Source organism: Streptomyces sp. NPDC031445 (genome assembly GCF_055581365.1).
Map to the genome: position 1 here is coordinate 32125 of NZ_JBVIJO010000001.1, position 19098 is coordinate 51222.

19 protein-coding genes are annotated in these 19098 nt (G+C 72.6%); 5 read left to right on the forward strand and 14 right to left on the reverse strand.

Features of this window, described 5'->3' with window-relative positions; all coding sequences use genetic code 11:
* The first annotated feature begins 82 nt into the window (after nt 1-82).
* Nucleotides 83-2611, forward strand: coding sequence for an ABC transporter permease (locus ACZ5DC_RS00130; protein ID WP_468647783.1), 2529 nt, complete (start codon nt 83-85; stop codon nt 2609-2611).
* Between the two features lie 267 nt (nt 2612-2878).
* Here the strand turns inward: ACZ5DC_RS00130 and ACZ5DC_RS00135 are convergent, their stop codons facing one another.
* The 8 genes from ACZ5DC_RS00135 to ACZ5DC_RS00170 form a co-directional block, all read right to left on the reverse strand.
* Entirely contained in the window at nt 2879-3319 is a 441-nt protein-coding gene (locus tag ACZ5DC_RS00135; RefSeq protein ID WP_468647785.1) for a rhodanese-like domain-containing protein, read from the reverse strand.
* The gene (locus ACZ5DC_RS00140; RefSeq protein WP_366748403.1) at nt 3316-3867 is read right to left on the reverse strand and encodes a cupin domain-containing protein; all 552 of its coding nucleotides are present in this window, start codon (nt 3865-3867) and stop codon (nt 3316-3318) included. Before ACZ5DC_RS00140 ends, ACZ5DC_RS00135 begins: the two co-directional genes overlap by 4 nt.
* Before the next feature lie 73 nt (nt 3868-3940).
* A complete protein-coding gene (locus tag ACZ5DC_RS00145) occupies nt 3941-4027 on the reverse strand; it encodes a putative leader peptide (protein WP_381281530.1) in 87 nt (28 codons plus the stop codon).
* Nucleotides 4028-4193: 166 nt separating this feature from the next.
* A complete protein-coding gene (locus ACZ5DC_RS00150) occupies nt 4194-5852 on the reverse strand; it encodes an FAD-dependent monooxygenase (protein WP_468647788.1) in 1659 nt (552 codons plus the stop codon).
* Nucleotides 5853-6029: 177 nt separating this feature from the next.
* Nucleotides 6030-6962 (reverse strand): amino acid ABC transporter permease, encoded by a 933-nt coding sequence (locus ACZ5DC_RS00155; protein ID WP_468647790.1) that lies wholly within the window; start codon nt 6960-6962, stop codon nt 6030-6032.
* A complete protein-coding gene (locus ACZ5DC_RS00160) occupies nt 6959-7624 on the reverse strand; it encodes an amino acid ABC transporter permease (RefSeq protein ID WP_366748400.1) in 666 nt (221 codons plus the stop codon). The genes ACZ5DC_RS00155 and ACZ5DC_RS00160 overlap by 4 nt, the downstream gene beginning before the upstream one ends.
* Nucleotides 7625-7698: 74 nt before the next feature.
* Nucleotides 7699-8538 (reverse strand): glutamate ABC transporter substrate-binding protein, encoded by an 840-nt coding sequence (locus tag ACZ5DC_RS00165; RefSeq protein ID WP_468647792.1) that lies wholly within the window; start codon nt 8536-8538, stop codon nt 7699-7701.
* A gap of 116 nt (nt 8539-8654) precedes the next feature.
* On the reverse strand, nt 8655-9431 hold the full coding sequence (locus tag ACZ5DC_RS00170) for an amino acid ABC transporter ATP-binding protein (RefSeq protein WP_366748398.1): 777 nt from the start codon (nt 9429-9431) through the stop codon (nt 8655-8657).
* 296 nt (nt 9432-9727) lie between these two features.
* Between ACZ5DC_RS00170 and ACZ5DC_RS00175 the strand changes: the two genes are divergently transcribed.
* The gene (locus ACZ5DC_RS00175; protein WP_468647795.1) at nt 9728-10414 is read left to right on the forward strand and encodes a response regulator transcription factor; all 687 of its coding nucleotides are present in this window, start codon (nt 9728-9730) and stop codon (nt 10412-10414) included.
* A gap of 9 nt (nt 10415-10423) precedes the next feature.
* The gene (locus ACZ5DC_RS00180) at nt 10424-11854 is read left to right on the forward strand and encodes a sensor histidine kinase (protein WP_468647797.1); all 1431 of its coding nucleotides are present in this window, start codon (nt 10424-10426) and stop codon (nt 11852-11854) included.
* Between the two features lie 74 nt (nt 11855-11928).
* Here ACZ5DC_RS00180 and ACZ5DC_RS00185 read toward each other — a convergent pair whose 3' ends face one another.
* Entirely contained in the window at nt 11929-12927 is a 999-nt protein-coding gene (locus tag ACZ5DC_RS00185; RefSeq protein ID WP_366748396.1) for a TAXI family TRAP transporter solute-binding subunit, read from the reverse strand.
* 129 nt (nt 12928-13056) lie between these two features.
* Between ACZ5DC_RS00185 and ACZ5DC_RS00190 the strand changes: the two genes are divergently transcribed.
* The gene (locus ACZ5DC_RS00190; RefSeq protein WP_468647800.1) at nt 13057-13488 is read left to right on the forward strand and encodes a pyrophosphohydrolase domain-containing protein; all 432 of its coding nucleotides are present in this window, start codon (nt 13057-13059) and stop codon (nt 13486-13488) included.
* Between the two features lie 12 nt (nt 13489-13500).
* Here the strand turns inward: ACZ5DC_RS00190 and ACZ5DC_RS00195 are convergent, their stop codons facing one another.
* The 3 genes from ACZ5DC_RS00195 to ACZ5DC_RS00205 all read right to left on the reverse strand — a co-directional run bounded on the left by ACZ5DC_RS00195 (nt 13501) and on the right by ACZ5DC_RS00205 (nt 15982).
* Complete coding sequence (locus ACZ5DC_RS00195; protein WP_366765679.1) at nt 13501-13944, reverse strand: MarR family winged helix-turn-helix transcriptional regulator; 444 nt, start codon at nt 13942-13944, stop codon at nt 13501-13503.
* Nucleotides 13945-14003: 59 nt separating this feature from the next.
* Nucleotides 14004-14363, reverse strand: a complete 360-nt coding sequence (locus ACZ5DC_RS00200) for a DUF6204 family protein (protein WP_468647802.1) — start codon at nt 14361-14363, stop codon at nt 14004-14006.
* A 242-nt stretch (nt 14364-14605) separates the two neighbouring features.
* Nucleotides 14606-15982, reverse strand: coding sequence for a lectin (locus ACZ5DC_RS00205; protein ID WP_468647804.1), 1377 nt, complete (start codon nt 15980-15982; stop codon nt 14606-14608).
* A gap of 242 nt (nt 15983-16224) precedes the next feature.
* Between ACZ5DC_RS00205 and ACZ5DC_RS00210 the strand changes: the two genes are divergently transcribed.
* Nucleotides 16225-17061, forward strand: coding sequence for an SDR family NAD(P)-dependent oxidoreductase (locus ACZ5DC_RS00210; RefSeq protein ID WP_468647806.1), 837 nt, complete (start codon nt 16225-16227; stop codon nt 17059-17061).
* Nucleotides 17062-17256: 195 nt separating this feature from the next.
* Here the strand turns inward: ACZ5DC_RS00210 and ACZ5DC_RS00215 are convergent, their stop codons facing one another.
* Together ACZ5DC_RS00215 and ACZ5DC_RS00220 are read right to left on the reverse strand one after the other, a co-directional pair.
* Nucleotides 17257-18405, reverse strand: a complete 1149-nt coding sequence (locus ACZ5DC_RS00215) for an MAB_1171c family putative transporter (RefSeq protein WP_468647808.1) — start codon at nt 18403-18405, stop codon at nt 17257-17259.
* Nucleotides 18398-18919: a regulator component gene (locus tag ACZ5DC_RS00220; protein ID WP_468647810.1), complete on the reverse strand. Its 522-nt coding sequence runs from the start codon at nt 18917-18919 to the stop codon at nt 18398-18400. Before ACZ5DC_RS00220 ends, ACZ5DC_RS00215 begins: the two co-directional genes overlap by 8 nt.
* Nucleotides 18920-19098 lie beyond the last annotated feature (179 nt).

The following is a 19098-nucleotide window of genomic DNA, read 5'->3' on the forward strand; positions in this document are numbered from 1 at the left end:
TCCCACCCCCGCACCGGCGAGTCTGTACGCACGCCCAGCGCACGACACAACCGGATGCGTACAACAGAAGAGAGCCCGTCCCATGATGCTGCGTTACGCCCTGCAGTCGGTCCGCGCCCGCAAGGCGGGCTTCCTCGGCGCCTTCCTGGCCCTGCTGTGCGCGGCCGCTCTGATCACCGCGTGCGGCACCCTCCTGGACACCGGCCTGCGCGGCACCATCCGGACCGAGCGCTACACCGCCGCTCCCGTCGTGGTCTCCGCCGACCAGTACGTGCACCGGACCACCGTCAAGCACAAGAAGGGCAAGACCAAGGTCAAGCACAAGGCGAAGCCCCTCGCCGAGCGTGCCTGGCTGCCCGAACGTCTGCGCGGCACCCTCGCCCACACCCCAGGGGTGGCCCGGGTCGTCCCCGAACTCACCTTCCCCGCCCAGCCGTCGACCCCGGCCGGCACCGGTGGCCGTACCGCCTACGGCCATGCCTGGGACTCCGCCGCGCTGACCCCGTACCGGCTGACAGCGGGCGGTGCCCCGCGGGCCGCCGGCGACGTCGTCATCGACGGCGATCTCGCCGCGCGGAACCGGCTGCGGCCCGGCGACCGGCTCACCGTGCAGTCCACCCAGGCCCCGCGCACCTACCGGGTCACCGGTATCGCCATCCCGGCCACCGCCGTACGCCACCAGACGTCCCTGTTCTTCTCCTCAGGTGAGGCCCGCAGGCTGGCCGCGCACCCCGGAGAGGTCACCGCGTTCGGTGTGCTGCCGGCGAAGGGGGCGGACCCCGAGCGGGTGCGCCGGAGCGTGGCGCGGGCGCTGCACGGCACCACGGCACAGGTCAGCGCCGGGGACGCCCGCGGGCCCGTGGAGTTCCTCGACGCGGCCGCGGCCCGTACCCGGCTGGTCAGCATGGGCGGGGCCATGGGCGGCACCTCGCTGCTGGTGGCGGTGCTCGTGGTCGTCGGCACCTTCGCGCTCACCGTCCAGCAGCGCCACCGCGAACTCGCCCTGCTGCGGGCCATCGCCGCCACATCCGGGCAGATCCGCAAGCTGCTCGGCGGGGAGGCGCTGATCGTCGGCGCTGCGGCGGGCACGGCCGGCGCCCTGCTCGGACTGCCGCTCGGCGGCTGGCTGTACGGGAGGTTCGTCGCCCTGGGCGCCGTACCCGACACGCTCGACCACACCGTCAGCGTCTTCCCGCCGCTCGCCGCTCTCGCCGCCGCCCTCCTCGGAGCCTGGGCGGCGGCCCGGATCGCCTCCCGCAGGATCGCCCGGATCCGCCCGGCCGAGGCCCTGGCCGAGGCCAGGACCGAGCGCACCCGGCCGGCCTGGGGCCGCATCGCCGCCGGTCTGTTGCTCCTCGCCGGCGGGGTCGTCCTCGTCGTCGTCCTCGCCTCCCTGCGCACCGAGCCCGCCTCGACCCCCGTGACCTTCCTCGCCGTCATCGTCCTGTCCGCCTCCGTCGCCCTGCTCGGTCCCCTCCTGGTCAAGGCCGCCGCGCTGCTGCTGGCCGGCCCGCTCCGGCTCACCGGTCACGGCGGCAGGCTGGCCACCGCCAACCTGCGCGGCAACGCCGCCCGCATGGCCTCCGTCGTCACCCCCCTCACCCTGCTCGTCGGCATGACCTGCACCGTCCTGTTCGTCCAGGACACCCTCGGCGACGCCGCCCGCGCCCAGGTCCGCGAGGGCGTCCGGGCCGACTGGGTCGTCGCCGCCCAGGGCCCCGGTGTTCCCGGCGAGGCCGCCGAGCGACTGCGCGCGGGGCACGACACCGTCACCGAGGTGGTCCGTACGACAGTCCGCGTCGGCCTCGACAAGTACCCCGCGCAGGGCGTCACCCCGGCGGGTCTGACCCGCACCTGGGACCCCAAGGTGACCGCCGGCTCCCTGGACCGGCTCGGCCCCGGCACCGTCGCCGTCAGCGAACTGGCCGCCGAGCAGCAGCATCTGACGCCGGGAAGCACTCTGAGACTCGCGCTCGGCGACGGCACGCCCGCCACGCTGACCGTCGCCGCCGTCTACGCCCGGGGTCTCGGCTTCGGCGACCTCACCCTCGCCCACGACCTCGTGGCCCACCACGTGGACAATCCGCTCGCCTCCTCCGTCCTCGTCCGCACGACCCGTACACAGACACAACTCGCGACTACGCTCCGTGAGTTCCCGGGCGTGAGAATTCTTTCGCCGGCCGCCGCCGACGCCCTCCAGGCCGATCGGCAGCAGGCGAACGCCGAGGTCAACTACCTGGCCATGGGACTCGTCCTGGCCTTCACCGCCATCGCCGTCGTGAACACGCTCGCCATGTCGGTCGCCGAGCGTGTCCGGGAGTTCGCACTGCTCCGTCTCGCCGGCGCGACGCGCCGCCAGGTGCTGCGCATGCTGCGTACCGAGGCGCTGTCCGTCCTGCTCCTCGCCACATCGGTCGGCAGCGGAATCGCCCTCGCCGTGCTCACCGCGTTCAGCGTCGGCATGACGGGCCGGGCCGCACCGACGGTCACCCCGCTGCTCTACTTGGGCGTCGTCGCGGTCGCAGGCCTCCTCGCACTCGTCGCCAGTGCCGTACCGGGACGGGCGGCGCTCCGGGTGCGGGCGGTGACCGTGGCCACGGCGAAGGAGTAGGACCGGCCCCTCGTGCCTATGGGTTTCCGGTCGGTGCAGGTCAGGGCTTCCAGTCGGTGCAGGTCAGGGCTTCCGGTCCGGTCAGGCGCCAGTCGCGGGCAGGGCGCCCGGCCTCGGCCAGGGCGTCAAGGCCGGACCAGGGCGTCAAGGCCCCGCCAGGACCCCCGGTCCCGGTCAGGGGACCCGGTCCCGGTCAGGGCGCCCCGCCTCGGGCAGGGCGCCCCGTCCCGGTCGTGCGGTCCGTGCCGGCACGGCATCCGGTGCCGGTCAGGCCGTGGCCGGGTTCACCGGCAGGCCCTGCGCGCGCCACGCCTGGAAGCCGCCCACCAGGTCCGTCGCCCGGTGCAGACCCAGCTGGTGGAGGGAGGCGGCGGCGAGGCTGGAGGCGTAGCCCTCGTTGCAGATCACCACGACCCGCAGGTCGTGGCCGGTGGCCTCGGGGAGTCGGTGGCTGCCCTGGGGGTCGAGTCGCCACTCCAGTTCGTTGCGCTCGACCACGACGGCGCCCGGGATGAGCCCGTCCCGGTCGCGCAGGGCGGCGTACCGGATGTCGACCAGGAGCGCGTCGCCGGACCGCGCCGCCTCATACGCCTCCCGTGCCTCGACGCGCCGGTAGCCGGCACGCACGCGCTCCAGCCACTCGTCGATGCCGAGCGGCCGCTCGGAGGCCGTCCCAGCGGCCGTCGGCTGTTCGATCGTGCCGCTCACTGCCAGTCCTCCGGGCGCTCGACCTGCTCCAGGCGCAGCACCTGGCCCGTGCGACTGTAACGACGGATCCGGGGCAGCGGCGGGTAGTAGGCGTGGACGGAGACCGCGTGTCGCTCGCGGGACTCGTTGAGCACCTCGTGCACATGGTGGCGGCCGAAGGCACGGCCCTGCCCGGCGGGCAGCCGGCGTACGCGGTCCACCCCCGCGGTGAGCTCCAGGGTCTTCCAGCCGTCGGTGGGCAGCCGGGCGGCGAGGGAGTTCTCGGTGAGTTCGCCCGAAGCGGTGAGGAAGGCGCCGACCGAGTCGGCGTGGTCGTGCCAGCCGGTGCCGGTACCGGGAGGCCAGCCGATGAGCCAGGCCTCGCTGCCGCCGGGGCCCTGGAGCCGCACCCAGGTGCGGCCCTCGGGGTCGAGCGGCAGCGAGGCGATCAGCTCGGCGTCGGCCGCCGTACGCCGGACGAAGTCCAGGAGTTCCGCCTGGGTGGGCGCCGGTCCGGCGGCAGGGGACACGGACGCGGGCAGGGAAGGGGAGGGGGAGGGGACAGACACGTGCACCGTCCTGAGGAGCGTTCGCGGAACGGGCGCGCGACGGCGCCCGGAGAAGGGGGGTGAGGGTGCGAATTCAGCAGGACGGGCGACACACGCAGCCCGCATAGCGGATGAGGTCCACATGGACCCTCCGCCACAGGCGCACACAGGTGTCGGTCACGATCCGGAGTACAGCATTGCCGCCGCTCCGCGGTCAACCGGGTGTCATCTTGTGGACGGGGGTGCGAGGGGTGCGGCGGGCGCGTGCGGGAGCGGGTCGCGGAGCACGGTCGGCGCGCGGGAGCCGTACACCGCCGACCGCCGCCGGCGTACGGGCGAATCCGCCGTCAGCGTGCGCTCGAGCCGGCCTCCGCCGCCCTCTTCTCCTCGTGCCCGTCCCTCTCCCTCTCCTTCTCCTCCTGCTGTGTCTCCCGTGCCCGCGCCGCGCCCCCCACCGTGGCCTCGGCCGCCGCGTACAGGTCGGCCGGACGGACCCCGCTCAGGGCGGTGACCAGGTGGCCGTCGGGGCGGACGAGCAGCACGCTGTGCGCCGGCGCCCCCGGGTAGCTCTCGGCCACCAGGAGTTCGGCGGGGTGCGGCAGCGCGGTCACGGCCGCCGCGAGCCGTGGCATCACCCCGGCGGACATCCAGTGCTTGCGGTCCCAGACACCCGTGCCGGGCGCGATGAGCACGACGAGCAGCGCGCCGCGGCCGAGCCGGTCGCGCAGCTGGACGAAGGCCCCGTCCTCCGCCGTGACCCGGACGTCGGTGACCGGCGCGCCGGGCGGGGTGCCGACCGGGATCTCCCCTTCCAGACCTCGGGGTGCGAGCGGTGAGCCGGCGTACGTGCCGGACCCGCCCAGCGGACCGCGGCCCAGGTGGCCGTCGGTGAGCAGCGCGTCGTGGTTGCGGGCCGAGCCTGGGACGATGTGACGCAGCGCGCCCCCGCCGCGCAGCACCGGCAGGGCCTGGTCGGCGGCGCGCAGCCGGGCGGAGACCTGGGCGCGCCGCTCGGTCTGGTAGCTGTCCAGCAGGGCCTCGTGCGGGCCGTGGTGCCAGGCCGTGGCCAGCTTCCAGGCGAGGTTGTCGGCGTCCCTGAGGCCCTCGTCGAGCCCCTGGGTGCCGAGCGCGCCGAGCAGGTGGGCCGCGTCCCCGGCGACGAAGACCCGGCCGGCGCGCCACCGGCGGGCGAGGCGGTGGTGCACCGTGTGGACGCCGGTGTCGAGCAGTTCGTACGCCGGTGTGGGGCTGCCCGTCCAGCCCGTGAGGGTCTCGTGGATCCGGGCCAGCAGGATCTCGGGGGTGACCAGGTCCTTGCCCGGCGGCAGCAGCCAGTCCAGGCGCCACACGCCGTCCGGGAGGGGGCGGGCGGTCACCTCCCCGGCCGAGGGCCCGGACGACCGCCACGGCGGCATCCGATGGAGCAACGCGTGACCCGCCCACGGAAGTTCCGTGCGCAGCGCGGCGACCGCGTGCCGCTCCACCGCCGTACGGCCCGGGAAGCGGATGTCCTGGAGTTTGCGCACGGTCGAGCGGGCACCGTCGCAGCCGACCAGGTAACTGCCGCGCCACCAGGTGCCCTGGGCGCCACGGGTGCGCGCGGTGATGCCGGAACGCTCCTGCTCGATCGCGTCCAGGCGGCTGTCCACCGCCGTCTTCACCAGGGGCTCGGCCGCGATGGCACCGCGCAGCAGGCCCGTGAGCACGTGCTGGGCGATGTGCAGGGGCGCGGGTTCCGTCTCGGCGAAGGTGATCTCGCTCATCACCTGCTTGCGCCTGACGGACCGCCAGCCGGCCCAGCGCACACCGTGCTCCGTGAGCGCCGCCCCGGTCAGGCGCTCCAGCAGGGCGGTCGTGTCGTCGCGCAGGACGACGGTGCGCGCCGGACGGGGCTCCTCCTTGCCGGCGCCCTCGTCCAGCACGACGGACGGCACCTGCTGACGCGCCAGCGCCAGGGCGAGCGTGAGCCCGACGGGCCCCGCTCCGACGATGATCACCGGGTCCACGGTGTGGCGCCCCCTGCTCGCGGCGATGCCTTGACGGAGACAAGTGAACAGGAAGGTGAAGCGGGGTGCACGATCACACAACGTATGCAACCCATTGGCAGAGTTTGCGTCAAGCGAACGGAGGCAGTGGCGATCATGCCACTGCCTCCGGACGGAGTCATGCCACCTGACTGGTCGTCACTTCCTCGCGCCGTCGACGTCGCCGACGCCCGCGGCGGCGCCGGCCGGGTCGGCTCCGGCCGCCGTGCCCGCGATGTCCGCCACGTCCTGGGCGCCGAGCACCGCCCCGGTCGACTTCTTGCCGCGCCGCAGCCGGCCCTCCAGCCAGCTCGCGAACGAGGTCAGCGAGAAGTTGACGATCACGAAGATGACGCCCACGACGGCCAGGGAGGCGATGGTGTTGCCGTAGTAGCCGGCCATCGTGTTGGCCGAGGCCAGCAGTTCCGGGAAGGTGAGCACCGCACCGCCGAGCGCGGTGTCCTTCACGATGACCACCAGCTGGCTGACGATCGCCGGGAGCATCGTGGTGACCGCCTGCGGCAGCAGGACGAGCCGCATCACCTGGTTCTTGCGCAGACCGATGGCCATGGCCGCCTCGGACTGGCCCTTCGGCAGGGCGAGGATTCCCGCGCGGACGATCTCGGCGAGCACCGACGCGTTGTACAGCACCAGACCGGTGACGACCGCGTAGAACGGACGGTCGTCCGAGCTGACGTCGGTGTACTGGGCGAAGAGCGCGAGCCCGAAGATCATCAGGACCAGCACCGGGATGGCGCGGAAGAACTCGACCACGACCGCGGCCGGGACCCGCACCCACACGTGGTCCGAGAGCCGCGCTATGCCGAGGACGGCACCCAGCGGAAGCGCGATGACCATGGCCAGCGCCGCTGCCTTCAGGGTGTTCCGCAGACCGGGCCAGATGTACGTCGAGTACGCCTCGGTGCTGCTGAAGAAGGGCTTCCACAGGGCCCAGGCCAGCTGGTCCTTGTCGTCGAGCGCCTTGTACACCCACCAGACGAGGGCCGCGAGGACCACCAGGAAGACGGCCGTGTACAGGACGTTGCGCCGCTTGGCGCGGGGCCCCTGGGCGTCGTACAGAACGGAGGTCATCGCTTCACCGCCATCTTCTTGCCCACCCAGCCGAGGATCAGCCCGGTCGGCAGGGTCAGGCACACGAACCCGAAGGCGATGACTGCCGAGATCACCAGCAGTTCCGCCTCGTTCTCGATCATTTCCTTCATCAGGAACGCGGCTTCCGCCACACCGATCGCGGCGGCCACCGTCGTGTTCTTCGTCAGCGCGATCAGCACGTTGGTCAGCGGGCCGATGGCCGCGCGGAACGCCTGCGGCAGCACGATCAGGCCGAGCACCTGGGTGAAGCTCAGACCGATGGCACGCGCGGCCTCGGCCTGGCCGACCGGCACGGTGTTGATGCCGGAGCGGATCGCCTCGCAGACGAAGGCCGAGGTGTAGAGGATCAGACCGAGCACGGCCAGCCGGAACCCGCGGACCTGGAAGTCGTCCGCACCGAGCGTGACGCCCAGCGTGTTGCTGAGGCCGAGCGAGGAGAACAGGATGATCACCGTGAGCGGGATGTTCCGCACGATGTTCACGTAGGCGGTGCCGAAGCCGCGCATCAGCGGCACCGGGCCCACCCGCATACCGGCCAGCAGGGTGCCCCAGACCAGGGAGCCGACGGCCGACAGCAACGTGAGCTGCACGGTCGTCCAGAAGGCGCCCAGTACGTCGTAACGTCCAAGAAAGTCGAACACGATCTCCCGCGCTTCCGCGTGTAGGGATGCCCCGGTGCGCCGCCGTCAGGGGCGGCGCACCGGCGGGCATTGCCTCAGCTCTTGATGTCGCCGATCTTCGGGGCGGGCTCGTTCTTGTAGTTCGCCGGGCCGAAGTTCTTCTTCACGGCAGCATCCCAGGAACCGTCGGAGACCATGTCCTCGAGCGCCTTGTTGATCTTGGCCTTGAGGTCGCTGCCCTTCTTGACGCCGATGCCGTAGTTCTCGTTGGTCATCTTGAAGCCGCCCAGCTTGAACTTGCCCTTGAACTGGGACTGGGAGGCGTAACCGGCGAGGATCGAGTCGTCCGTGGTCAGGGCGTCGATGGCCCCGCTCTGCAGACCGGACAGACACGCCGAGTAGGTCGGGTACGTCTGGAGGTTCGCCTTCGGGGCCAGCGTCTTCTTGACGTTCTGCGCCGAGGTGGAGCCGGCCACCGAACACAGCTTCTTGTTGTTCAGGTCCGCCGGCGACTTGATGGTGTTCTCGTCCGCGCGCAGCAGCACGTCCTGGTGGGCCAGCAGGTACGGGCCGGCGAAGTCGACCTTCTGCTGACGCTCCGGCGTGATCGAGTAGGAGGCGGCGATGAACTGGACGTCACCGCGCTGCAGCATGGTCTCGCGGTCCGCGCTCTTCGACTCCTTCCATTCGATCTGGTCCGCGCTGTAACCGAGCTTCTTGGCGACATAGGTGGCCACGTCGACGTCGAAGCCCGAGTAGCCCTGCGGGGTCTTCTGGCCGATGCCCGGCTGGTCGAACTTGATGCCGACGGTGATCTTCTTGCCGCCGCCGGAGGAGCCGTTGTCGTCCTTCTTGTCGTCGCCGCCGCAGGCGGTGGCGGCCACGGAGAGGGCGAGGAGGACGGCCGAGGCGGCGGTGACCTTGCGGAGCTTCATGGTGAACATCCTTCTGAGTGGTGAGGAACGAGTCCCTGAGGCAGGGGTGGCGCGGACCGGGGCGGCCGTACGGCGGGAGCGGCCGGGCGGGCGGTGCGGGCGGTCCGGCGGTGCCGTCAGTGGTGCAGGATCTTGGACAGGAAGTCCTTGGCCCGGTCGCTGCGCGGGTTGCTGAAGAACTGGTCGGGCGTGGCCTGTTCGACGATCCGGCCGTCCGCCATGAAGACCACCCGGTTCGCGGCCGATCGAGCGAAGCCCATCTCGTGGGTGACCACGATCATCGTCATGCCCTCGCGCGCGAGCTGCTGCATGACCTCCAGGACCTCATTGATCATCTCGGGGTCGAGGGCGGACGTCGGCTCGTCGAACAGCATGACCTTCGGGTCCATGGCCAGTGCCCGCGCGATCGCCACCCGCTGCTGCTGGCCGCCGGAGAGCTGGGCGGGGTACTTGTCGGCCTGCGTGCCCACGCCGACCCGGTCCAGCAGCGCCCGGGCCTTCTCCTCGGCCTGCTTCTTGTCGGCCTTGCGGACCTTGAGCTGACCCAGCATCACGTTCTCGAGCACGGTCTTGTGCGCGAAGAGGTTGAACGACTGGAACACCATGCCCACGTCCGCCCGCAGCCGCGCCAGCTCGCGGCCCTCGTGCGGCAGCGGCCTGCCGTCGATCGTGATCGTGCCCGAGTCGATCGTCTCCAGGCGGTTGATGGTGCGGCACAGGGTCGACTTCCCGGACCCGGAGGGCCCGATGACCACGACGACCTCACCGCGGGCGATCGTCAGGTCGATGTCCTGGAGCACGTGCAACGCGCCGAAGTGCTTGTTGACGCTCCTCAGGACGACCAGTTCGTCGGACGTGACCACATCTTCCTTGGCCACCGATACATTGGTCATCGCTCTCAGGCTCCGTCCTCCTCGGGTTTCCGAGGACAGTAGTGAGGCGCTGTGACCTGCGTCATCACATCTGAGGGAGATCTGAGCATCACGATCCGATAGCAATCGGACACATGTCGTAGCACTTGTCGCCGGTGCGCGTATCGGCCGGATAACGGAAGCGACGGGCAACCGGAAGCCTCTTGACGCCGTCCTTGTCCATCAGCGTCACTGCCATGGTGCACGCGCGGGTGCGCGTGATCTACGCGCGCGACGCGAACCGAGACCGTACGACCGCTGAACCGGAGGGGGCCGGGATGAGACTGCTCCTCGTCGAGGACGACAACCACGTCGCCGCGGCGCTGTCCGCCGTTCTCGCGAAGCACGGATTCCAGGTCACCCACGCGCGCAGCGGCGAGGAAGCGCTGCGGGCGCTCGTCCCCGAGGTCGACGGATTCGGTGTCGTCCTGCTCGACCTCGGCCTGCCCGACCAGGACGGCTACGAGGTCTGCGGCAAGATCCGCAAGCGCACCAGCACCCCGGTGATCATGGTCACCGCGCGCTCCGACGTCCGTTCCCGCATCCACGGGCTCAACCTGGGCGCCGACGACTACGTCGTGAAGCCGTACGACACCGGGGAACTGCTCGCCCGGATCCACGCCGTCAGCCGGCGCACCGCTCACGAGGACCCGGCGACCGGTGGCGAGGGCGCGCTGCTCCTCGGCCCGGTCCGGATCGAACTGCCCACCCGCCAGGTCAGCGTGGACGGTTCGGTCGTCCAGCTGACCCGCAAGGAGTTCGACCTGCTCGCCCTGCTCGCCCAGCGGCCCGGCGTGGTCTTCCGGCGCGAACAGATCATCAGCGAGGTCTGGCGCACCAGCTGGGAGGGGACCGGCCGCACCCTGGAGGTGCACGTCGCCTCCCTGCGCTCCAAGTTGCGGATGCCCGCGCTGATCGAGACCGTACGCGGCGTCGGCTACCGGCTCGTCGCCCCGGCCGCCTAGCGGGGACGGGTGCGCACACGCCTCCTGCCGCTGCTCATCGTCCTGCTGGCGGCCGTCCTGCTCGCGCTCGGCGTCCCGCTCGCCGGCAGCGTGGCCGCCGCGCAGCAGCAGCGGGTCGTCGTCGACCGGATAGACGACACCGCACGCTTCGCGGCGCTCGCCCAGTTCGTCACCGACGGGCCCAGCGGACCCCACCGCACCGCCAGGGACGAGCGCGGGGAGACCCTGCGCAGCGAACTGGAGAGCTACTACGGCGTCTACGGCATCCGCGCCGGTGTCTTCTACCGCAACGGTTCCGCGATGGCCAACGCCCCCGGCGACTGGTTCGTACCGCGGACGGGTGAGGTCCGCAGGGCGTTCGACGAGGCGCTGCTCAGCCGGCGCAGCCACGACCCGCGGCAGGTGTGGCCCTGGCAGCGCGGTTGGCTCGTCGTCGCCTCACCGGTGATCCGGGACGGGGACGTCGTCGCGGTCGTGGTCACCGACTCGCCAACCGGACAGCTGCGTTCGCGGATCCTGCGCGGCTGGCTGTTCATCGGGGCAGGCGAGATCGCGGCCATGCTGCTCGCCGTCGGCGCCGCGCTGAGGCTGACCGGGTGGGTGCTCCGCCCGGTCCGGGTCCTGGACGCCACCACCCACGACATCGCCACCGGGCGCCTGAAGTCCCGGGTCGCGGTCGCCGGCGGGCCGCCGGAACTCAGACGGCTGGCCCGCTCGTTCAACGAGATGGCGGACAACGTCCAGGCGGTGCTGGAGCAGCAGCGCGCCTTCGTCGCCGACGCCTCGCACCAGCTGCGCAACCCGCTCGCGGCGCTGCTGCTGCGCATCGAGCTGCTCGCCCTCGAACTGCCCGAGGGCAACGAGGAGATCGCCTCGGTCCGCACCGAGGGCAAGCGCCTCGCGCAGGTCCTGGACGACCTGCTCGACCTGGCGCTGGCCGAGCACGCCGAGGCCGACCTCGTGCTGACCGACATCGGCGCCCTGGCCGAGGAGCGGGTGGCCGCCTGGGCACCGGCCGCCCGGACCAAGGGCGTCCGGCTGACCGGCGACTGCCCGCCCACCACCGGCTGGGCCGACCCGATCGCCCTGTCCAGCGCCCTGGACGCGGTGATCGACAACGCGGTGAAGTTCACCCCCGAGGAGGGGACGGTCGAGGTCACCGTCGCCGCCGACGGCGACACCAGCACCGTCGTCGTCACGGACACCGGCCCCGGGCTCACCGACGAGGAACTCGCGCGTGTGGGCGACCGTTTCTGGCGCAGCGGCCGGCACCAGAACGTGAAGGGCTCGGGCCTCGGGCTGTCCATCACCCGCGCGCTGCTCGGAGCGGGCGGCGGCTCGATCGACTACGCCCACCACGAGCCGCGGGGGCTGCGGGTGACGGTCCGTGTGCCCCGGCACGCGGAGACCGGGCCGGACGCGGCGGACCCCGTCTCCTAGGCTCCGCCGAGCCGGTGCCGGCTCCGGGATTCCCGTGGCCGGCTTCCTTCGGCCGTCGCTTCGCCGGGAGGCCCTTACGGCTTGACCGACCGGTAGTACCGCCGGGCGCCCTCCTGCAAGGGCAGTGGGTCGGTGTAGATGGCGGTGCGCAGATCGACGAGCTGGGCGGAGTGGACATGGGCGCCGATGCCGTCCCGGCTCTTGATCACCGTACGGGTCACCCACTCGGTCAGCCGGGGGTCCACGTCCGTGCGGGTCATCAGCAGGTTGGACACGGCGATCGTAGGAACCTGCACCCCCTGCTGCAGGTTGGGGTATGCCGACTCGGGGATGTTGGTGGTCCGGTAGTACCGCGCGCCCTCGCCCTGGCCGTGCAGCCGCGTGACGAGGCCGTCGTCGATCGGCAGGAACCGGAACCCGCCCTGCCGTGCCAGCGCGGCCAGCCCCTTCGTGGGCAGGCCCCCGGACCAGAAGAAGGCGTCGATCTTCCCGTCCCGCAGCCGCGCGGGCCCGGTGTCGATGCCGTCCGCGACCGGCGTGATGTCCTTGCGCGGGTCGATGCCGGCGGCCCGCAGCACCCGCTCGGCTATCAGCCGCACACCGGAATCGGGCAGTCCGGTCGCCACCCGCTTGTGCCGCAGGTCGGCGATGCTCCGGACGTCCGAGTCGCGGGGCACGATGAGGTGCACGTAGTCGTCGTAGAGCCGGGCCACCCCGCGCAGCCGGCCGGCGCCGCTGCCGTGCCCCAGCTCGTACGCCGCCACCGCGTCGGCCGCCGCGATGGTGAAGTCGGCCTTGCCGGTCGCCACCCGCTGGACGTTCTCCTGGGACCCGGCGCTGGTGAGCAGCTTCACCTTCAGGCCCGGCATGTCCCTGCCCAGCTCGGTGCGCAGCCGCTCGCCGTACTCCTGGTAGACCCCGCGGGACGTACCGGTGCTGAACACGATCGTCCCGCTCGGCGGCTTCTCGCCCAAGGGCAGCAGCCACCACAGCAGCAGCGCGAGGGCGACGGCACCGACGGCCGCGCCCTGCAGCGCTCGGCGCCTGCCGAGCCGGGGGAACACCTTGGACATGCGGCGATCCTGCCAGGCGACGCGCGCCACTGACCAGGGCCGTGGGCCACTGCGGGGCCCACGGGGCGGATGCGGCCGGGTCCGCGGGGGCCGAAGGGCGTTGTCAGTGGCCGCCGTTACAGTCGCCGTATGACCACTTCGCCCCCCGACCGCACGAGCACGTCACCGGCCGTCCTCGTCCGTGAGTTCCACCGCGCCTTCGGTCTCGACGCCCGCAGCACGCCGACGGAGGTGGACCCCGGGCTGGCCGCCCACCGCGGTGAACTGCTCGCCGAGGAGGCCGCGGAGGTCGCCGAGGTCGCGGTGGAGGGGCCGCTGGACCGGCTCGCGCACGAGCTGGCCGACGTGGTGTACGTGGCCTACGGCACGGCTCTGGTGCACGGCATCGACCTCGACGAGGTGATCGCCGAGATCCACCGCGCCAACATGAGCAAGAGGGGCCCGGACGGGACGGTCGCCCGCCGGGCCGACGGCAAGGTGCTCAAGGGGGAGCACTACCGGGCGCCGGACGTGTCGGCCGTACTGCGCCGCCAGGGCTGGATACCGGGCGGCGCGGCCTGACGGCGCCGGGACTCAACGCCCCGTCAGGCCCGTGCCGCCGAGACGGGTCAGCAGGTCCGCGAGGCGGGCGATGTCCGCCGCGGGCCACGCCGGGCCGGCGAAGACCTCGGCGGCGGTCTCCTCCGCCGTGGTCCGCATCTCCGCCAGCCGGCGCCGGCCCGTCCCGGTCAGCGCCGCGTACGCCACGCGCGCGTCCCGGGCGTCCGTCTCCCGGGTGACCAGGCCGATCCGCTCCAGCGGAGCGAGCCCCCGCGTCACGCCCGAGGCGGTCAGCCCCAGGGCTTCGGCGAGGTCCACCCGGCGCATCCGGCCGCCGGGCGCCTGCTCCAGCCGCAGCAGCAGGGTGAAGTCGGCCAGGCTGACGCCGTGCAGGCCGCCGAGCCGGGCGTCGAAGCGTCGCACGAGCGCCGACTGGGCCCGTACCAGGCGCAGCGCCGCGTCCAGACCCTCGCCCATGGCCCGCTCCCTCCCGTGTCCCTTGCCTTGTCCTTGAGTGCTCAAGTTCAGGGCGGACGTCACTGGCCGCTCGTACGGGCGGCGCGGCGCTGCCGTGCACCCAGGGGCGCCTGCGAGAGGTCCTCCGCGGACGACCGCAGCTGCTTGTAGCCGTACCCGCGCGCCGCCAGCCAGGACTTCGCCGCCTCCTCGGCCCGCTCGGTCGCCTCCAGGACGTCCTCCTCCTTCTCCCCCGTCGCGGAGAAGCGGAAGACGAAGGCGGGCCGGGCGGCGATGTCGTAGGTGAGGGTGCCCTCGGGGGTGAAGGCGGCGCGCAGGACGTCGTGTTCGGCGGCGTCGGCGAGCAGGGCGGCGCGCTGGTCGTCGGTGAGGGCGTCGAAGGCGCCGCGGACGGTGATGCGGAAGGTCCGTGCAGTCATCCCGCGACCCTAGGCACAGCGCGGGTGACTCCTCCACCGGGTTTCCCGCTCCGGGCGCCGCCCCGGGTGCTGTTGTCCCGTCGGTGCGGGCGATGACGGGAGGGGCGGGATCCCCCCGAGTGGAAGGCGGCGGACAGGCGGGAACGGGAGGCGCCGAACGCGTCGAGCGCCTCCCGTGAGGTCACCGCTTGAGCCCCGGGCCGGCCCTGGCCGGGCCCGCGGCCGGTTCCGGGGCCGGGCGGTCAGCCGGTGTAGCCGGCGAAGACCCGCGTGTAGTCCCAGGCGTTCTGGCTGACGCCGGAGCAGCTGTCGGCGGGCCCGCCGGTGCAGGGACGGTCCCGGTTGGCGGACCAGAAGGTCAGCCGGGCCAGGTGGTGCTGCTGGGCGTAGCCGAGGATGGTGCGGAAGTCGGCCACCGTGACGGTCTCGTTCTGGTCGGTGATGCCGTTCATGGACGAGATGCCCATGTCCCGGTAGGCCTGGTCGTCGCTGTAGTGGTAGGCGTTCTTCAGGGCGTTCTTCAGGCCCTCGGCCGCCTGCACGGTCAGGTTGCCCATGTTCTGGCCCGCGCCGCCGAAGTCGAACGGCATGATGGCCCAGGCGTCGGCGGTCAGCCCGGAGGCGGCGGCCCGGTTGATGAGGCTGGTGTCGGGACCGCTCTGCCCGGTTCCGATGGTGATGTACACCTTCAGGCCGGGGTTGTTGGCCTTCACGGTCTTCAGTGCGTCGACCGTGCGCTGCTGGACGGTGCCGTTGCTGTAGGCGTCGGCCTCCAGGTCGATGTCGATCGCCTTCAGGCCGTAGGCGTTGACGACCTTCTGGTAGGCGGCGGCGAGCTCGCCGGCGCTGGAGCAGGAACTCTCCAGCTTGTTGCCGCTGTAGCCGCCGAAGGACGGGATGACGTCACCGCCGTTCGCCCGCACGGTGTTGACCGTCTGCTGGTCCACTCCGCCGGTCAGCGGACGGCTGCCGTCCCACTGGGGGTTGCAGTAGCCGTTGCTCAGCACGAAGGCGAGCGTGAACCACTTGACGCCCGTGGCCTGGGTGATGGTGGTCGGGCTGGGCGGGCTGCCCCAGCCGTTGTACAGGTAGGGGGCCACCGCCATCGGCGCCGAGGGGGTGCTGCCGCCGCCGGCCGCGGGCGCGTTCCACTTCTGGTTGGCGGCGCCGGTGCAGCTCCAGATCTGTGTCCGGGTGCCGTTGGCGGAGTTGTTGTCGGTGACGTCCAGGCACTTGTCGGCCTGCGGGTTGACGATGTCGTGGGCGGCGGTGACGGTCCACTTCTGGTTGGCGCCGCCGGTACAGGTCCACAGCTGCGCCTTGGCGCCGTCGGCGGTGGAGTTGCCGGTGACGTCGAGGCACTTGCCGAGGGCGCGGATGGTGCCGTCGCTGCCGACCGTCCACTGCTGGGCGTTGGTGCCGTTGCAGTCGTAGAGCTGTACGGCGGCGCCGTCGGCGGAGCTCGCCCCGGCGACGTCGAGGCACTTGCCGGCCAGGCCGGTGATCGTGCCGGTGGCGGCCTGCGCGGGGGAGGCGGCCAGCAGCCCGGTGGACAGGGTGAGAGCGGCGACCGCCAGCGCGGCGGAAGCGGACGGGGGGAAGGACCTGGTTCTGGGCATGGTGGGGGCGCCCTTTCCTGGGGTGTGGGGTGGTCGCCCGGCGAAAACTAGAGGTACAGACCACTTCCGTCAAGGTATGAAGTAAGAAGTGAGGGAAGGCGGTTGCCGTGCCGCCGAGGACGCCGGCGGCGGACCGGGCGCTGGCCGGAAGTCGCCCCGGCCGCTGCGGCGGGTCCTAAGCTCGGTCGCGCTTGACGATCTCGGTGTCGCTCGGTGATCACGGTGAAGGGGCCTGAACTGCGGTGGAAGACAAGCGCGTTGTCATCGTGACCGGCGCGGGCTCGGGCATCGGCCGGGCGACGGCCCGGCTGCTGGCCGAGGCGGGTCACCAGGTCGTCGTCTCCGGGCGCCGGACCGAACCCCTGGAGCAGCTCGCGCGGGAGACGGGCGCGCTGGCGCACCCGTCCGACGTCGGGGACCCCGACGCCGTCGAGGGGCTGGTCCAGGCGGCCCTCGCCGCGTACGGACGGCTCGACGGGCTGGTGCTCAACGCGGGCATCGGGCGCGGCGGAGCCGTGGGCGACATGTCGCTGCGGGACTGGGACGAGGTGATGCGCACCAACGTGACCGGTCCGCTCCTCCTGCTGCGCGCCTCGATCCCGCACCTGCTGGCGTCCCGGGGGGCGGTGGTCGCCGTCGCGTCGGTGTCCGCGCTGCGCAACGGCACGAGCAACGCGCCGTACGCCACCTCCAAGGCCGCCCTGCTCCAGCTGTGCCGTTCCGTCGCCGTCGACTACGGCCGCCAGGGGGTGCGGGCCAACATCGTGTGTCCCGGCTGGGTGCGCACCGAGATGGCCGACCGGCGCATGGCGCGCTTCGCCGCGGAGGCGGAACTGCCGGGCGACGGGGTCGAGGCGGCCTACGCGGAGGCCACGAGGCTGCTGCCGCAGGGGCGCCCGGGTGAGCCGCGCGAGGTGGCGGAGGCGATCGGCTGGCTGCTGTCCCCGGCGGCGTCGTACGTCAACGGCGCGGTGCTCACCGTGGACGGCGGCGCGACCGCCCTCGATCCGGGAACGCTCGCGTTCGACTACCGGATCACGCCCCGCGGCGGTGAGGACGACGCCGGGGCTGCCCGCTGAGCGGGCTTCAGGACGACGGGGTTCGTCGCCGCTGGACGTCTTTCGGCGGGCCGAGGAAGCGTCGGTGCTGCTGGGCCGGTATGCCGGCGGGGCCGAGGGGTCTCGGCACAGTCGGGCCCTGAGCAGGGCGGCCCGGCCCCGACGCCGCTCCGGCGTTCAGCATGCCCGGCCACGCTCCCGGCGGCCGGCCCGGCTTCAGCGCCGCCGGGCCGGCGGGGTCCGGTCGGGGCAGGGAAGCGCGCTGGTCATCGCGGGCCACATCCGGGCGATGCCGAGCAGGGTCCCGGTACTGCCGTGCGTCACCCCCGGCAGGGGCTGGGGGTCGGCCGGTGGCACGCCGGCGAGGACGGCCCGCCGGGCCTGGTCCACGGCACCGGCGAGCGCGGCGGACGCCAGACGGTCGTCCGGTACCCCCGCCCGCCTGGCGTACCGGTACGCGCTCTCGTAGGCGTCCGGCCGCACGTACTGCTGGAGTGTCAGAAGGGCGTCGTACGTCTCGATGGTCTGCCGGTGTGCCTGCAGGGCTGGTGGGAGGCGCGGCCACAGCACCTCCTGGAGCCGGGACCGCCGCGGCCTGGCGAGGGCCACGTCGGGCACCGCCGTCACCAGGTCGCGCCACAGCGGCCACAGCCGCCAGACCGTCCGCAGCGCGCCGGCCGACCGGACGAGGGCGCTCGCGCTGGGGGCCAGCAGGGACGCCGCCCGCAGGAAGCCGTGCACACTCATGATCACGGTCAGGTAGGGGAGCAGGCGCGGGGCACGGTCGTAGAGGTGCCACAGGTAGCCGGACCAGAAGGCGAGGGCGAGCACGCTGCCGGCCGCGAACAGACGCAGCGACCACACCAGATCGCGCTCGGCCGTCCGCAGGCTGTACCGCCAGCAGACCACGAGGGCGACGGCGTCACCGGCGAGATGGGCGGCGATGAGGATCAGCCAGTAGGCGGACGCGCCGGACGCGGGCCCCTGGGCGGACGCCGTTCCCCTTCCGACGTGCAGCAGGTCCAGGACGAGCAACGAGACGAGGGCCGCCGTCATCCCCACCGCCACGTGGCGGCGCAGCCGCGGAGGACCGCTGGAGTCGACCACGAAGAGCAGGACCAGCCCCGCGCTGAGCACGCCGATCAGATTGCGGACGAGGGACACGGTGTGGACGTCGAGGCCGGCCGACGTGAGCGGGCCGACGATCCGGGGCTGGAAGAGGGTGATCGCGATGGTGGCCGCCAGCACGGTGAGCCAGAGCCCCCGCTGCTGGGAGTGGCGCAGTGCCGGCCGGGCCCGCCAGACGAGGGCGGACCACAGGGCGAGGACGCCGGCGAGTCCGGCCCTGGCCGCCAGCTCATTCACCGGCGCCGGCCGTCACCCCGAGGAACGCGCCGAGCCGGCCCACGGGCCCGGCGGCCCGGCCCGCGGTCCCGGCGCTCTGGATCAGGGTGGCGATCATCTCGGCTTCCTGTTCCTCGGTGTTCGTGTAGCTGGTCCTGGCCCTGAACCGGGTGACGCCGTGCGGCTGGAGCCCGACCAGGAGGTCACCGGCCGGCTGCTCGCCGTCGTCCGTGAGGCTCCGGTGGTGGTCGCACAGCACGTGGCCGATCTCGTGGAGGATGATGTGCTCCCGGTGCAGCGGGGCGGTCCGGGCCTCGTAGAAGACGTAGTCGGCCTTGTCGGTGGCCATCCAGAGGCCGCAGGCCCCGGCGGCCGCCACCTCCTCGGGCAGCTCCCTCAGCACGAGGGGACGGCCCCGGAGTTCCTCCACCCGCTCGACGACCGCGTCCAGGGACAGCGACCGGGGCACCCCGAGATCGCGCAGGATCGCGGTGCACCGGCGCCGTAGCGCGGTGTACTCGCCCGTTCTCCTCACCTGCCGTGTCACCCCGTTCGGGCGAGAAAGCACTTCCCGTCATCAGCGGACAAACCGTGGCTCACACCTAAGCAGGTCGCGCGCCCTCTTGCACACGCCTGCCCGGAAAATCGGTCGCCCTTTGGCCTGAACCTTCTGCCGCGCCCAGCGGGTTCCCGGGCAGGCGGCCCCGCACACAC

What these genes read in the sequence shown, in the direction of transcription:
- ACZ5DC_RS00130 (WP_468647783.1), top strand. Translation starts at nt 83, where the DNA reads ATGATGCTGCGTTACGCCCTGCAGTCGGTCCGCGCCCGCAAGGCGGGC.
- ACZ5DC_RS00155 (WP_468647790.1), bottom strand. Translation starts at nt 6,962, where the DNA reads ATGACCTCCGTTCTGTACGACGCCCAGGGGCCCCGCGCCAAGCGGCGC.
- ACZ5DC_RS00165 (WP_468647792.1), bottom strand. Translation starts at nt 8,538, where the DNA reads ATGAAGCTCCGCAAGGTCACCGCCGCCTCGGCCGTCCTCCTCGCCCTC.
- ACZ5DC_RS00170 (WP_366748398.1), bottom strand. Translation starts at nt 9,431, where the DNA reads ATGACCAATGTATCGGTGGCCAAGGAAGATGTGGTCACGTCCGACGAA.
- ACZ5DC_RS00175 (WP_468647795.1), top strand. Translation starts at nt 9,728, where the DNA reads ATGAGACTGCTCCTCGTCGAGGACGACAACCACGTCGCCGCGGCGCTG.
- ACZ5DC_RS00185 (WP_366748396.1), bottom strand. Translation starts at nt 12,927, where the DNA reads ATGTCCAAGGTGTTCCCCCGGCTCGGCAGGCGCCGAGCGCTGCAGGGC.
- ACZ5DC_RS00190 (WP_468647800.1), top strand. Translation starts at nt 13,057, where the DNA reads ATGACCACTTCGCCCCCCGACCGCACGAGCACGTCACCGGCCGTCCTC.
- ACZ5DC_RS00195 (WP_366765679.1), bottom strand. Translation starts at nt 13,944, where the DNA reads ATGGGCGAGGGTCTGGACGCGGCGCTGCGCCTGGTACGGGCCCAGTCG.
- ACZ5DC_RS00200 (WP_468647802.1), bottom strand. Translation starts at nt 14,363, where the DNA reads ATGACTGCACGGACCTTCCGCATCACCGTCCGCGGCGCCTTCGACGCC.
- ACZ5DC_RS00205 (WP_468647804.1), bottom strand. Translation starts at nt 15,982, where the DNA reads ATGCCCAGAACCAGGTCCTTCCCCCCGTCCGCTTCCGCCGCGCTGGCG.